Origin of the sequence: Bartonella sp. AA18HLJMS, assembly GCF_042197245.1 — a bacterium.
Classification (GTDB): Bacteria; Pseudomonadota; Alphaproteobacteria; order Rhizobiales; family Rhizobiaceae; genus Bartonella.
In genome coordinates, this window is record NZ_JBHIRP010000013.1 from 18,061 (window position 1) to 33,465 (window position 15,405).

General features: G+C 33.4%; 12 protein-coding genes, 1 tRNA gene and 1 pseudogene. 4 read left to right on the plus strand and 10 right to left on the minus strand.

Going from position 1 to position 15,405, the window contains the following annotated elements:
- Positions 1 to 12 precede the first annotated feature (12 nt).
- The 6 genes from ACFINW_RS07445 to ACFINW_RS07470 all read right to left on the minus strand — a co-directional run bounded on the left by ACFINW_RS07445 (position 13) and on the right by ACFINW_RS07470 (position 5,403).
- Positions 13 to 579: a biotin transporter BioY gene (locus ACFINW_RS07445; protein ID WP_375612392.1), complete on the minus strand. Its 567-nt coding sequence runs from the start codon at positions 577 to 579 to the stop codon at positions 13 to 15.
- A 257-nt stretch (positions 580 to 836) separates the two neighbouring features.
- Entirely contained in the window at positions 837 to 1,394 is a 558-nt protein-coding gene (locus ACFINW_RS07450; RefSeq protein WP_375621059.1) for a biotin transporter BioY, read from the minus strand.
- Positions 1,391 to 2,050, minus strand: coding sequence for an energy-coupling factor transporter transmembrane component T family protein (locus tag ACFINW_RS07455; protein WP_375674032.1), 660 nt, complete (start codon positions 2,048 to 2,050; stop codon positions 1,391 to 1,393). The genes ACFINW_RS07450 and ACFINW_RS07455 overlap by 4 nt, the downstream gene beginning before the upstream one ends.
- Positions 2,047 to 2,727 (minus strand): energy-coupling factor ABC transporter ATP-binding protein, encoded by a 681-nt coding sequence (locus tag ACFINW_RS07460; protein WP_375674034.1) that lies wholly within the window; start codon positions 2,725 to 2,727, stop codon positions 2,047 to 2,049. The genes ACFINW_RS07455 and ACFINW_RS07460 overlap by 4 nt, the downstream gene beginning before the upstream one ends.
- A gap of 40 nt (positions 2,728 to 2,767) precedes the next feature.
- Positions 2,768 to 4,195 carry an amino acid permease gene (locus ACFINW_RS07465; protein ID WP_375621144.1) on the minus strand — a complete coding sequence of 476 codons (1,428 nt, stop codon included), beginning with the start codon at positions 4,193 to 4,195 and terminating at the stop codon, positions 2,768 to 2,770.
- Between the two features lie 1,031 nt (positions 4,196 to 5,226).
- Positions 5,227 to 5,403, minus strand: a complete 177-nt coding sequence (locus tag ACFINW_RS07470) for a SlyX family protein (protein ID WP_375630300.1) — start codon at positions 5,401 to 5,403, stop codon at positions 5,227 to 5,229.
- 454 nt (positions 5,404 to 5,857) lie between these two features.
- Between ACFINW_RS07470 and ACFINW_RS07475 the strand changes: the two genes are divergently transcribed.
- Positions 5,858 to 5,933: transfer RNA gene (locus ACFINW_RS07475), tRNA-Thr, on the plus strand.
- Between the two features lie 86 nt (positions 5,934 to 6,019).
- On the opposite strand, the pseudogene ACFINW_RS07480 reads toward ACFINW_RS07475, so the two are convergent.
- Positions 6,020 to 6,242, minus strand: a pseudogene (locus ACFINW_RS07480) (DNA-binding protein).
- Between the two features lie 1,027 nt (positions 6,243 to 7,269).
- Between ACFINW_RS07480 and ACFINW_RS07485 the strand changes: the two are divergent.
- Both ACFINW_RS07485 and ACFINW_RS07490 read left to right on the plus strand, forming a co-directional pair.
- Positions 7,270 to 7,932: a lysozyme gene (locus tag ACFINW_RS07485; protein WP_375612387.1), complete on the plus strand. Its 663-nt coding sequence runs from the start codon at positions 7,270 to 7,272 to the stop codon at positions 7,930 to 7,932.
- Positions 7,929 to 8,156, plus strand: a complete 228-nt coding sequence (locus ACFINW_RS07490; RefSeq protein WP_375618608.1) for a hypothetical protein — start codon at positions 7,929 to 7,931, stop codon at positions 8,154 to 8,156. Before ACFINW_RS07485 ends, ACFINW_RS07490 begins: the two co-directional genes overlap by 4 nt.
- A gap of 1,800 nt (positions 8,157 to 9,956) precedes the next feature.
- Here the strand turns inward: ACFINW_RS07490 and ACFINW_RS07495 are convergent.
- Positions 9,957 to 10,286, minus strand: a complete 330-nt coding sequence (locus ACFINW_RS07495; protein WP_375612385.1) for a hypothetical protein — start codon at positions 10,284 to 10,286, stop codon at positions 9,957 to 9,959.
- A gap of 343 nt (positions 10,287 to 10,629) precedes the next feature.
- Between ACFINW_RS07495 and ACFINW_RS07500 the strand changes: the two genes are divergently transcribed.
- On the plus strand, positions 10,630 to 10,755 hold the full coding sequence (locus ACFINW_RS07500) for a hypothetical protein (RefSeq protein ID WP_375612384.1): 126 nt from the start codon (positions 10,630 to 10,632) through the stop codon (positions 10,753 to 10,755).
- A gap of 1,158 nt (positions 10,756 to 11,913) precedes the next feature.
- Here the strand turns inward: ACFINW_RS07500 and lldD are convergent.
- A complete protein-coding gene (gene lldD, locus ACFINW_RS07505) occupies positions 11,914 to 13,065 on the minus strand; it encodes an FMN-dependent L-lactate dehydrogenase LldD (protein ID WP_375612383.1) in 1,152 nt (383 codons plus the stop codon).
- A gap of 1,149 nt (positions 13,066 to 14,214) precedes the next feature.
- Entirely contained in the window at positions 14,215 to 15,303 is a 1,089-nt protein-coding gene (locus tag ACFINW_RS07510; protein WP_375621066.1) for a 2'-deoxycytidine 5'-triphosphate deaminase, read from the minus strand.
- Between the last annotated feature and the right edge of the window lie 102 nt (positions 15,304 to 15,405).

The window sequence follows — 15,405 nt, forward strand, 5'->3', positions numbered from 1 at the left end:
AAAACTTGTTCTTCAGTACAAAACTGCCCCTTTTTCCGAATGAATGAGAGGAACGGTTTTTTTAATGGTCAACGCTACAAAGGATGTAATCAGCACTTTCAAGAAACCACTAACAAAAAAACCTAATGAACTTATTAAAACTGTCAGCAAAGGGACCTGTGTCATATAAGCCACCCATGGTATTCCAAAAGAATAGACTATCCCAATGCCACCCACGGTATTTATCACAAATAATATTATAAAATTTAACCGGTGCCAAAATAATTCTACCATAAAGCCAATAAAAAATGCAGCAAATGGAAAACTAATCAGATAACCACTCGTAACTCCTGAAAAAACACTAATTCCACCACGACCACTAGGCAATAGAGGTAACCCAATCGCAATAAGAACAAGGAAAAGAAGTGATGCTAAAGCTCCCCTTTTTGCTCCAAGTATAGAGCCTGCTAACATCGGAGCCATAGACTGAGCTGTAATAGGGACACCCAGCAAAAAAGGAAGATAAATAGGAGGAAAAAGACTCAAAACAGCGTAAATAGCGGCAAATAAAGCAATATAAACTAAATCTTTTGTATTCACTGAATTATTCCTTCACTAGGGAAAAGCTTTCGTTATTGTTGTATAATTAATAAAAAGTATCAGATTTATAAAAGTACACTTTAAATGCCTTAGATATAGAGAAAAATACTATAATAATTTATTTTAATAACATCACTTATATAAATCATATTAGATTCTACAATGTTTAATTACATCATAAATTACTATATTTAAATTCGATAATAGTGATATATGAATATTATATAATAACAATATAACAAAATAATACATTTATTTTAGTTATTATGCTTTGAATGAATGAGAGGAACAGATCTTTTAATCGCGAGTGCAATAAAGGATGCAATCAACACTTTTAAACAATCGCCTATCAAAAAAACTGATGAAGCCATTAAAACCTTCAGTAAAGAAACTTTGGTCATATACGCTGTCCATGGAACACCAAAAGAATAAACTATCCCAATGCCACCAAAAGTATTTATTATAAATAATGTTATAAAATTTAACCGCTGCCAAAACAACTCTACCATTAAACCAATAAAAAATGCGGCAAATGGAAAACCTATTAAATAACCACTTGCAATTCCTGAAAAGACACTGATTCCACCACGACCACTAGGCAACAGAGGTAATCCAATCGCAACAAGAACAAGAAAAAGGAGTGACGCTAAAGCACCCCTTTTTGCCCCAAGAATAGACCCTGCTAGCATCGGTCCCATCGATTGAGCTGTAATAGGTACCCCTAGAAGAAAAGGAAGATAAATAGAAGGAAAAAGGCCCAAAATAGTATAAATAGCGGCGAATAAAGCAATATAAACTAAATCTTTTGTATTCATTTAATTCTTCTTTTTTTACTATAAAAACTCTGATTATTACGAGATGCTGTATCAATAGTATCAGCATCATAAGAACGCGCTTCCAATGCTTCAGCCACTTCTGACGCCATTCTTATAGTCCGTATAATTAAAGGTATCGCAAGAGCGACAATGTTAGTATTAAGTCCTCGTGCTTGCTGTGCTTCATGTACCTCATTAAACTTTTCACTCAAAAGAGGAATAAACCTGATCGCCATAGAGATAACCATACTCACTTTTGATGGATTTATACCAAAACAACGAAAAGGCTGGAGGCCTGCTTCAATTGCATCCACCATATCTGATACTTTTGTTGTGAATGAAATAACTGATGATAAAGAAAAGAGGATAACAAGACGTAATATGACCTCAACCCCCGTAAGCCAACCGCTAAAAATAGTTTGAAATACAAATAGAAGAACTAAAAGCAATCCCATCGATTTAAATTGCTTTATCACAGTTTTGAAAGGGATCTTGGCGATTCTATAGAATAAGATGACAAACAACAAAAATAAACCAAGAAGCGCTATGGAAGAAACCATTATTATAAAAGTTCCACAGGCCGTAAGAAATAATAACTTAACTCCAGGACTTAACCTATGAATAAATGTATCCCTCGGAATATATAAACCGATCATGACATTCTTCTTATATACTCCTTTATAGCAACAAAAGGTACATCATCAATTGCTATCTCCCCCTTATCAAAAACCAGCACTCTATCAAACTTTTTCAAAAACTCTAAATCATGCGATACAACTATTGCCGTTTGCGGTAATTCTTCTATCACTTGCGTAACGCGATGCTTATTTCGCAAATCAAGTAATGTCGTCGGCTCATCAAAAATAATGTAGTCTGGTTTCATTGCAACTACACTAGAAATAGCAACAAGTTGTTTTTGCCCACCACTTAATAAATGGACAGCGTGATTTCTGAAATTTTGAAGTTCATAGCGCTGTAAAATTTCATCTACACGCTCCTTAATTTCATCTTTATTAAGCTTTAAATTTTTGAGACCAAAGGATAAGTCCTCTTCAACTAATGGTAAAACAATCTGATTATCGGGATTCTGAAAAACAAATCCAACTTTACGTTTTACTGCTTTTGCATCGCGTTTTGTATCAAGCCCATCAACGCTTACAAAACCATGAGATGGTAATTGGAGCCCATTAATAAGGCGAACAAATGTACTTTTTCCAGAACCATTCGCACCTATAATAGCAACTCGTCTTTCGGTAAGCTGTACAGTAATATTTCTTAAAACACACAAATCACCAAAAACTTGTGTTACCTCATCAAATTTTATAATCCCCAAGGCTTATTCCAATCAATCCCTTTTATTAGCTCTTCTTTCTCTATCGCTTCAGTTTATAACCTAAAAGTAATAACAAGCACCATAGAGGAATAATAATGACTGCCAAACTCATATCAGGCATCTGTACAGGAATATATGCTTCAAGGAAAGGCACGCTTATTCCTATCATATCAAAAAGTCGAGTCATCAATCCATTTTTCCCAAAACCACTGACAAACATAATGCCAAATAATAAAGCAAGAAAGCAGAGGCAAAGATAGTTAGCGTAAGGATATAAACCAAACGCATAAATAAAATCGCCCTTTCTGTTCTTATGGGCATTGCGAAATTTCAAATGAACAATAACAATAATAGCCCAAGTAATCACTGCTGCTGCAGTTGCAAGAGCCATGATCCGCATGAAACTATTATCAGGAATAAGAGCATTAACAACGACAATCAACGCCGTACATAATGATGAAAAAAGGATAGCAATATAAGGAACACGAGCAGCACTCAGTTTACTAAAAATATGTGGTGCATTTTTTTGTACAGCTAAACTATAAAGCATACGGCCATTAGAATAAATGCCACTATTGTAAACAGAAATAGCAGCCATAATCACCACAAAATTCAAAATATGACCAGCAGCAGGAATTCCTATAGTCTCGAAAATTGTGACAAAAGGACTACCATTTTTTCCAATCATATTCCAAGGGCTGATTATCATAATAATGCTGATAGAACCAATATAAAAAATTATAATCCTCCACATAACTTGACGAATAGCCGCTGGAATTGTTTTTTGTGGATTAGATGCCTCTCCAGCAGCAATACCAATAAGCTCCGTTCCTCCAAAAGAAAACATTACTACAGAAGTTGCTAAAACAACCCCTACTGCTCCATAAGGGAAAAACCCGCCATGGTCCCAAAGATAATGAATATTCGCTTGATTTTCCCCTAGTCCAGTGACAATGAGAAAAATTCCAAAAATAATCATACCAATAACAGCAGCCACTTTGATCAAAGCGCAAGCAAATTCAAATTCTCCATAAAAACGAACATTAAACAAATTAACAAATGTAACAAATAAAAGAACAATGAAAGATGTCTTCCAATGATCAATCAAAATCCAATGATCAAGGTAAAACCCTATCACTGTAAGTTCAGCCATGCTCACAAGAATATAAAGAAACCAATAATTCCAACCTGTTATGAAACCAGCTAATCTCCCCCAATATTTATAAGCAAAAAAACTAAATGCTCCTGAAGACGGTTCTTCTACTGACATTTCACCAAGCATTCGCATAATGAAATACATAATAAGCCCGCCGACAAGATAAGATAAAATAACTGAGGGACCAGCTAATTGAATTGCCTCGGTTGACCCATAAAAAAGTCCTGTCCCAATAACGCCACCCAAAGCAATCATTTGAATATGGCGATTTTGAAGGCTACGCTTCAATTCCTCGTGCTTTTTTTCAGACATCATGCCTCACTACTTTTGTTGAACTTAACCTCAACTTTTATTGAAAAATTAGGCACCTCTTTTAAAAAACACAAAACAAACGTAAACTTATTTTCTTATCATAATGCAACTCCTTATTTTTTTGTGCATTATACGTATGTCCGGTTGAAGTTTTAAGAAAAAATATGCTCCACCCTTTATTTAAATTAATGTCCTTCATTTTCGTTACACTAACCATTATAGCATTGGTCATTGATAACGCACACTCTGTAATCACATCACATTGGACAACAACCCCCTTTAATAAAATTTTAACAAGCCTTCTGCAAACAGATATCTATCACCTTAATCAATCTCTATGCAAGGTAATGCCTGATTTTCTGTCCTCAATTTGCATTACTCTCACTTATTTACCCGCATGGTCTATCTTTGGTGCTTTAGCAATAGTATTTTGTATCTTAAATTACGAAAAACAAAAGCCTTTTCACAAAATATCATATACATATAACGAAGAGTACATTTGATCTTGAAAAAAACTTCTAGAGCTCTCTGTACTATAACATAATCGATGTCGCTTACCCCCCCCCACTCTATTAAAACAACTGAAGATCACTTGATCATCAGAAAAAATTAAAACGCTTCATTATAAATATAGGCGCTCACTTATGATTTCTATAGATAACGATAACATCACTTTATTTGTATCAATTTAAAAAAATTAGCGAATAAATCTACCTCCCATCTATAAGAAAACTCTGTACAGAAAAAACTTAAAATATTGCAGTTCATATATTTTTCTATAGCTGCTTCTTTAATACTCTACAAAAACTTTTCTTAATTTTCGTACTAGAAACCCCATATAAAAAAACGTCTTCTAATATCAGCTCTCCTTATAAGATTGGAACTTATTAAAATTAATGAAGAAGCTTATAAAAATTATTCTACAAGTCTAACAAAATGCGTGAAATAAAGACTCATCTGTAAATAATTGCAATTGTGATAAAAAATATTTCGCACCTTCTCCCTATTGAGAAAATGGTAAGATAACAGCTTCAGTAACACTCTAGTTCTTTTAAATCTGAAAATCGTCTCGCTAAAATATCAACTTTTTTAGATATCTCATCCAAACTTTTCCATTGATTAGTTACCTCTCGAGAAAGTTCCTCAATGAATTTTTCTTGGTTAGCTAGCTTCATTTCTAATTCTATCAGCCGATCTTCATCCAACATGATTTTTACTCCCTCTTAAATAAAAAACGTGATTAATTCTATTAATTCTCCTCCCTTTTTCTTCCCATAAAAATGAGAAGTAACTTCTCAACTAATTCTACTCATCTATTTGCACATTATAAAAGGTTTATGATGATCTTTATTTTCCCAATCACTCTATGTAACAAATTTCTTTCTTAAGAATCAGAAAATGTTTTTATCTTTACTAAGTGATCTTGACACCATTTTTCATCCTAAAGATCTACATTCCCAGCTTCTTAATTTAAGTGCTATCGTAAATTGAAACGCATTTTATAGCATTAAGGTCAAAGAATACTTTCCTCTGACTTTTACATAATTCTCCTTCAAATTATTATCATATGTATAAATTATTGAAAAAATGCATTCTTGCTTTTATACGTACTTTTAGCTATTACCCTCAAATTAGTTTTGTCTCATTGACTTACAAACCTATGCCGCATTAGCTCAGTTGGTAGAGCACATCATTCGTAATGATGGGGTCGCTGGTTCGAATCCGGCATGCGGCACCACTTTTTGTATTTAGCGTATTGAAATATATATTTTTTTAATTAATTATCTGTTTGAAGACCACCTTCTAGGGTTTATGCAATTTTATCTAATCTGTTGTTATTTGCTCCGTATTTTTCTCTGGAGTAAATGCTAAAATCTCTTTATTTCTCCACCTCACTGCTCTCCCTAGCTTATATGGCTCCGGCCCCCTCTGAAGCACCCAATTGCGAATCGTTGTTGTGGATATACTAAAAAGTTGTTGTGGATATACTAAAAAGCTGTGCACACTCACGTATTGTTACATATCTATTGCCATCATCAAATATCATCTCATTGCCTTTTTATTTTTTATGTTATGTGAATGGGCTGGGATGCTAGGAGGAGAGAGCTTCCTATATTGTCAAGCAGCTTTTTGTCAAAATCTTTTGTGTCTCTTGTGCTATTGCCTCTAAAAAGATTTCAATAGCTTGATTGATTTGTTTAAGAGGCTGCTGGAAACGTAGCCAATACAACACCAGACAAAGATGATACCATTGGACCCGAACGCCCTACCAAATGCTTCATATGAAAAAGAAAATATATGAAACCGAACTAATTGTTCAAATTTATTACAGTACAATATTCTTAAAAAAACTATCAAATATCATTGGTCTATATATTGAATATGCTCCACTAATATATTGTTTCAGTTGGAAACAGACTGTAAGAGAGGAGAAACATCCATTATGTTTTTTATGTAACAGTTTATTTAAAATCCTTCATAAAGGTATTTTTTAATGAAATTAAGCAATTAGGGAAAAAAACAAAGAATAATTAAATTAACTATAGATTTTTTTATTAAATATGTATAACACGTTATGTATATGTTTTATTGATTCTAAGATGAGTTTTAGATGTATAATGTTAAATTATAATGTTTTTTTGTTTTTATAAAAAAATTCTGTGGTGCAATTTATGACTTTTGAAATTACTTAAAAATCAACACCTACTTATTTCATTAATTATTATGTCTCTTATTTTTTGTTAAAAATGCTTTTTGTCATTGGAATTATTGAAGTTTTTTCAAGTAAAGTTCTTCTAAATCATTCTGGATCAACTGTAAGAATTTATGAGTGAAATCTATCTGATTATAAATGGATTTATTATAAAGTTATTGTCTTTAGATGGAGATCAATTGCTGCAAAATGAATAGTATTTAGCATAATCTTTATTCAAAAAAATGATATAGATCTTAAAATAATCCACTATGGATGTTTTGAATTTATTATGCCCTTTCGCTGTTCTGTTCTTAAAAATGAGTAGATGTAAGTTTTTAATTCATATCCTGCTTTGTGTAGTTTTTTATAGGTAAAAATAATGCGAAAAATATCAAAAGAAGGGCTTGTATTGATTAAGCAATTGGAAGGCTTGCGTTTATCAGCTTATGAAGATTCTGGTGGTGTATGGACAATTGGTTATGGACATACAAGTGCTGCTGGTGCCCCAAGCGTTCACAAAGATATGCAAATTACGGAAAAAGAAGCTGAAAAAATCCTTTGTCAGGACTTGAGGGAGTATGAAGCTGTTGTTGAAAAAGCCGTTACCGTTCCTTTAAACGATGAACAATTCGCGGCATTAGTATCATTTTGCTATAATGTAGGAATCACAGCATTTCGCAGTTCTACACTTTTAAAAAAGCTTAATAAAGGTGAATATGAAGCGATACCAACCGAATTGCAAAAATGGACAAGAGTGGGAGGAAAACGTATCCAAGGTCTTGTCAATCGCCGAGCAACCGAAGCAGGATTGTGGGCAAAAGGAGCTCATGTTGCCCCCAATTATCATGTAGTAGAACCAGAAGGCGTAACAGGTATTTGCAAAGTAGAAGCTCTTGCACCAATCATAGGTTCTTTTTCAGGGCTTGGAGGTCTTTTTGCAGGAAATGGTCCTGTTCAATGGGTTCTAGCAGGCATTATGGTTTTAGCCGCTTGTACAGCTATGATATACATTGCTAAACGTTTTCAGGAACACCGCCTATGATTTTATGGATAAAAAAATATCTGACAATGACGTCAGCGCTCATAGCAGCTTTTCTTATAGCTTTAGTCAAAGCCTTTTTTCTTGGGAAAAAAGTTGAGAAGCAAAAGCAAACAAAAGAAGATTTCAAGATAGCGACAACACGGCTTGAGGTAGAAAATGAAATTAATAAGAAAAGTGATGCTGATGTGCGCACTAAGCTTTCTAGCTGGTTGCGCGACGAATGAACGAACTTCTTGTATTGGATGGCTGCCAATTTATTTGAATCGACAAGATATCAATGTCATTAGTCCAAATTTGGCGAGAGATATTTTAAAACATAATGAACAAGGTGAACGTTTATGTGGTTGGAGAGATAAACGGAAAATAAAGTGATAAAAATATAATTCCTCTGAAACATCAATCAATGAAAAGATTTGAAAGAGGTGGATACATTCAGATTAAAAGTAAAAGCACTTAAAGGATTAAAACACTCTGGTAGTCGATTAGTTTTAATTAGAGTAACGGAGATGTCTGAGTTGAAGCGAAAGGATTCAACAGATTATGTTTGTGTAAAATGATTGAGTCTATTGATGTATTCTATGGGCATCTTTGTTATCCTATCAAAAGAAGATGAGAAAAGATTTTATGGATTGCACTACTATCGTCGTTCAAAGAACTGATCATACACAAAGGCTCTGTTTTCAACAAAATAACATCTAGGAGCTGGCATGCTTGAAGAAAAGAAATCTACGGAGCTATATAATGAATAATGGTAAGGCTTTTATGTGATTTGTAAATGACGTTGCTTCAGCTTCCTAATTATAATAATGATGTTGACGATAAGGCAAATACTTTCGCACTGTATCTGCTTTTTCATGCTAAAGTGGCGGGAAAACATTGTGAATGATCTTGGCTGTTAATTTTTCTATAGGTAAATTCCCTATGTGGGAAATGACATGCAACTCCAGTCGAGAAAACCAGCAACCATTTTTGCTTTTATTTTTTAACTTAGCTTTTTTACTTTCAAAAGTCGCCTAGCAATTTCTTGAAAAATATTGCTTTACTATTTTAAGATAATTTTTTTCTGAAATAAAATCCTTCTTTTAAAATATTACGGTAATATCTTGCAAACTCATGTACTGCTTTTAGAGAAAGTTTGTAATAAGACCGTGCCTTTCACGGCTTTTATTGTGATGTGTATAACGGAAAAATTAAGAGTGCGTATTATCTTTTCGAACATTCAACTACAATCTTATTTCATCACAATATTTATCTTGAGAAGATACTTTTACAAAGATACTGATAATCTATAAATCACTCTCCCCTAATTCACCTTCTCGCTCATCCTTCCATGCATTGCCTGTCCACCTTTTAAACCACCTTAAATTTTTGATATAAAATTTTTTCTTTAATTTTTATTTTTTATTGAATCATAAAAATGATATGTCTCAATCTCACCTCTATGCATCTTTATACGCTCTGATTCTTGTTTCTAAAGCCCAGATTGCCTACATATCGTACTGTTTTTATATTTAATGTATATTTTTAGATTTATTCCTAACTTGTTAGAAAAGTTGCTATATTTTGATAGAAATATCTTCTATCAGTTCACTTTTTTCAAAAGATTCTGAAAGGATTCTCAAAAAGTCTGTAAAGTTAAAGACTATTTAATACGTATTGTTTCTTTTTTAGAAATCAAAATTGGTGATGCCCCATTCCTTACCAGCAATTGTGTTATTTGCAGAGCAGTCTGTATAAGATGGTGTATAAAGTTAACTAAAGTTTTTTGAATTTCTAGCATATTGTTTAAAGACAAAAAACTCCCTCTTATTATGCAAGCAGCTTAGACATCGGCTGATAATCCTCCCGCTTATAAAAATCCTTTCTTTAATAACCTTCAAAACCACAATTAAAGTGGTGAAAGATAAAACAAGATTTTTAGGCGATCATAACGCACAATAAAATCAGACCAGTCTAAATGTTCAATGCTAACACCTGCTAAACAGTGGAAAATAAGTTTTAGCACGCATTCAAATTGGAAGGGCTTAAGCCCCCCGCGCGCTACGATGGTTTTCTACTCTCATCGTACGATTTACATTCCCTCTAAAACTTAATCGCTGTAAATATAAAAATCTTGAAGCCCGTTCTAAATCCGTGAGAGTTTCTGGATCTTGCTGTATTAAACGTTGAAATTCCTCACAACTGCTCATCTGAAATGCTAAATTTTTCATAAAAGGACGATAGTGGCGTTGTAACATCCCTAAAAAGTTTACGACATAACCTGAGAGATTATTGCTGATTTCAGGAGATAGAATCAATTTCTGTTCAAAGAAAATATCACTCATACCAACAAAAAGGTTTAGTTTACATGCCATGAGGAATGTCCTCAAATAATTTTGATATTTTTTTGATCAAATTTCTTTTGTTACCAATATCAGCAGCAACTGGTGTGGAATTAACAGAATGATAATTTTTTATCTTAAAATGTATCCATCATTTTTTACATTCTTTCATCTATCTTAGCCTTCTTTTCACAGCTTCAAATGATAAAAAGTAACTGCAATGTTAAGTCGTTTTGCATCGAACAAATTTCTCGCAAACTATCCCTATTGGCTAGATGACAATCCATCCTCTATTTAAAGAGAGAAAAACTTTTCTTTTTTATTCAGCGATAAAGTAAATATTATCCAATTACTTACGAGTAAGTAATTGGATCAAATGGAAACTGTAATTCTTTCTACTCTGAGTAATCTTGTACCTATTTATATAGGTTTAGGAAAGCGTGCTGTTATGAATATTCATAAAAATGCTTCAAAAATTGATATCAGCAAAACCTCTGTTTAAAAAAGGAAAAGATGTTCTCTTACTTGCTACTGAAGAAACTGTTCAGATTTGTCTTGATGTTGCTAAAGAGATTCAAAAAACATGAAGTTATCCCAACGCTTACAAGTGTGCCAACAATTCAACTTTGAGATAATAGATCAGTGCTAGAGTTATGCCAATCTCACCAATCTGTTGTTGTCTATGAAGAGCATAGTATCAAAGGAGAAGCTTGGAGATGCAATTGTTAAATCGCTTATGGAACAAAACATTCTATGCCAATTTGTATCATTAGGCCCCCCACCATCCCCATCTGCAATAAAAATGAACTGGATATTTTAACAAGTTATAAAATCAATCGAGAACGCATAAATAGTGTTAGAAATGACATACTATACAAAAAATATTCAACTGCTTCCTAATATGCTTGCCAGTTCAAAAACATCATAAATCATTGAGAATACAAGAAAATAAGAAAGAAAAGCATATTAATTCACGCAGTTTTGCTCTCAGTAAACGAGCTTTTTTAAAGATAGTACGGATATTTTTTCATTGCTTAAAAACGTACTCCATAAAAACAATATCATATCCATATAATATATTATCCAATGAACTTAATATAAATAATATATAGATTATAGAAATATTATTTATTAGATACATTTTTTATTATAATTATAGATTAAAATAAATACATATTGACATTTTTAATAATTTTATTTATGTATAATAATTAATATTATTCTATATTAAAATAAAACTAAATGGATTTTATAAATTTACGTTTTATGCCAATGTGGAAAAGAAGTAATTAATATATTATATTTTAATGTTTTTTATATACAGGAGGGAAAAATGCTCACAGCATTATTTATAGCTATTTTTTCTATATCAACAGTTGTTTTACCTTTAATATCAGCACTTGTTCCTTTTTATCCGTAGAATGAGATTTTAATAAAGTAAATAAAATATGTATGCAATGTTATTATTGTTTTTTTTCGTGTTAATTATTATCAATAATATTTAATATTATTGTAGTTACTGAGTATTTTCTGTGATTTTATAGAGGAGCTTATTGATCTTTTCTATTTAACTTTAACTGTCAACATATTTTTAAAATATATAATTATGCTCCTCTATAAAAAGACTTTCTTTTTCTGAAAGAAGTATAACATATTGCTTTCATTGCTTAAAAACATCTATATTTACTAAACTCTTGCGTGTAATATCTTTGATTATCTGAGTACCAGTCAGTGTCATAGCTACCCGCATTTCATTGGCAAAAAGATCAAGGAGATGCATAACACCTTTCTTACCTGCTGCTGCAAGCGCATAAACAAAAGCACGGCCAATCATAACAGCATCCGCGCCTTGTGCTATCATGCGTATAACATCAAGACCAGAACGAACACCTGAGTCCACTAAAATAGTCAAATAATCCTTTACAGCATCCGCAATTGCAGGCAATGCTCGTGTTGTTGATAATACACCATCAAGCTGACGTCCGCCGTGATTAGAAACAACAATACCATCCGCACCAAATTTTACTGCTTCTCGAGCATCTTCTGGATCAAGAATACCTTTCAAAATCATTTTTCCTTTCCAAAAATCGCGAATCCATTGTAGATCATGCCAACCAATTGATGGATCAAAATTTGCACCAAGCCAACCAACGTAATCATCCAATGCAATTTTCTTTTTGAGATAAGCAGAGACATTTCCAAGATCATGAGGGCGCCCCATAACACCAACGTTCCAAGCCCAATATGGATGAGTCAAAGCTTGTAAAAAACGACGTAAACCAGCATAAGGACCAGACATTCCCGAATGCGCATCACGATAACGTGCACCAGGAATTGGCATATCAACTGTAAAAACCAACGTGCGTACACCAGCCAACCAAGCCCGTTCTAGTGCATCACGCATGAAACCGCGATCTTTGAGAACATAAAGTTGAAACCAAAATGCACCTCCAACCGCTTCTTGCACTTCCGCAATAGGACAAACTGAAACAGAGGATAGAGTAAAAGGAATCCCTTTTGCCGCTGCGGCACGCGCTGCTTTTACCTCTCCACGACGTGCATACATGCCCGTTAGCCCAACAGGCGCAAGTACAATCGGTAAATCAAGTGTCTGATCAAAAAGCTTGATTGAAAGATCAACTTCACCAACTTGCCTTAGAATCCTTTGACGCAATGCAAGTGCTTGAAGATCTGTACAATTACGTCGCATCGTTTCTTCAGCATAAGCCCCACCATCAATATAGTGAAAAAGAAAGGGAGGAAGACGACGCTTTGCTGCCTTACGATAATCAAGTGTTGAAGAAATAATCATTGATGGCACCATTGTTTCTAAATGAAAAGAGAAAACATCCTAAAACGCATAAAAGCGAATCCATGTACCTACCTATTCGCTATTCTCCCAAAGCACTCTATTGAATAGATAGAAGCAACAGAGACTGCAACTTTCTAAAAAAACTAATTGATAAAAACAACGTCTTTATTGCTCTTATCCAAATTTAAAATCTCACAGTATGAAGTATCATTAATAACGTATCTACTCATATATTCTTCATGTGCAATTAAAATGTTATTCTCTCTTTAAAGCAATCCCTTTTCGAAAGCGATTGCTCCGTAGCTTAATTAGTTATAATTTAAAGTCGCTTCTCCCTCCAAAGATCCTTACATTATCAGTTATTAAGAATATAGAGTGTCATTAAGTATAAATCATAATCTCCCCCAAAAGATGAAAAAATCCTTTATTAATACTGGAAATAAAGCTGTCGCATACATGCAGAAATCTTCTTATATCAATATTCAAAACTGAGATCTGTTACTTATTCATGAAAGTTTATAAAAATATATAGTGCCTAATTCATATAAAGCATAAAAACTTTTAATGTTCATACCAATAGAAACCTTCATATTTAATTGAATAATTTTCTAGCAATATTATATCTTGAGGCTATAAATGAGTTACTAAAATTAGAACAATGTTTATTGAAAATAATTGTTACTAAACTGGAGTGAAAACTTATCTATTAACGCTTAAGGATAATTTTTATGCGGAATAAAATATACTGGTTATTACACTCTAGAAAAATTGAGCCAATTGCAGCATCCAATCTCGCATATTTACTTTGAAAAGTGAGTAGCTACTGTTATATTGAATTTTATTAACCTATTGATTTATTATCATAAATATGAACAACATATTGAATATAGTAAAATTCTTTTATTGTAAATTTTGTCATGATGAAATAATCAAAACTATTCTTTTGCACATCATAAATGGAGTTCGTATAGATAGAACCTCTTGAAAAAAGAAGTAAAAATGCCTCTCATACCCTCTCAAATGCAAGAGATGAGATAACCTTGGAAATTAAAAATAGAATGCATGACGCCGGTTTTGCGAAGCACAAAATTTTCTTTTATCTAAAATACGTTTTCTGCATACATGTTATCAAAATTCGTGGTTCCCAACTCATTTAAAATGCTTGGACAACTTTAAACCCTGTGCTTGATAATGTGATCCAACATCATGTCCATAAAGGGTTGATGGTCGATTAAGCATATGCTCATAGACCAAACGGCCAATAATTTGACCATGCTCTAAGATAAAAGGAACTTCATGGCTCCGCACTTCTAAAACCGCTCTTGCTCCTTTTCCACCCGCCTCCTTATGCCCAAATCCTGGATCAAAAAAGCCTGCATAATGCACCCTAAACTCGCCCACTAAAGGATCAAAAGGTGTCATTTCTGCGGCATAAAGCGGAGGCACATGAACAGACTCTCGTGAAACTAAAATGTAAAATTCATCAGGATCAAGAACCAACTCCCTTTGACCACGATCAAAAAGAGGTTCCCAAAAATCTAAAACGTGGGCAACGGCACGTTTATCAATATCAATAACACTTGTATGATGTTTACCACGATAACCTATAAGCCCGTTTTCGTCTCCCTTTAAATTAATGGAAAGACCAATACCACCAACACTAATATTAGGAAAATCATCCGATATCAGTGTTTCTTGCCTTTGCAAAGTGTGCAACTCTATTTCATTTAAATAACTTTGCCCTTTTCTAAACCGAAGCTGTGATAAATGTGAGCCTGTATGCACCAAAATTGGAAATGTGCGTGGACTAATTTCCAAATAAAGTGGACCATGATAACCAGCACAAACTTTATCAAACTCTTGAGCATTATCCGTAATGACACGTGTAAAAATATCTAATCGGCCTGTAGAACTTTTGGGATTAGCAACAGCAGATAAAAATTCTGGTAAAGCTAAACTTTCCAAAAGAGGAACAATATAAACACACCCCGTTTCCAAAACGGCTCCACCTCGTAAATCAAACTCATGCAACTTTAACCGTTCAAGCTTATCCAAAACTTTTGTATCAGGTCCCGGCATAAAAGAAGCACGTATACGATAAGCTTTCTCCCCTAAACGAAGATCAAGGCTTGCTGGTTGTATTTGAGATCTATCAAATGGATACTGAGCCTTGAGAAAGTTATTCTCAATCAAAGCTTGTATATCACTATCTGCTAAAATACCGCTTATACGCGCCATATATATTGCCTTCCCTTTTACATTGTTTCTTTTTTGACCTAGATGATAAACTGGTGCAAGCTATTTTAAAGTGATAAAAACTATTTTTATGTTTTTTCCAAC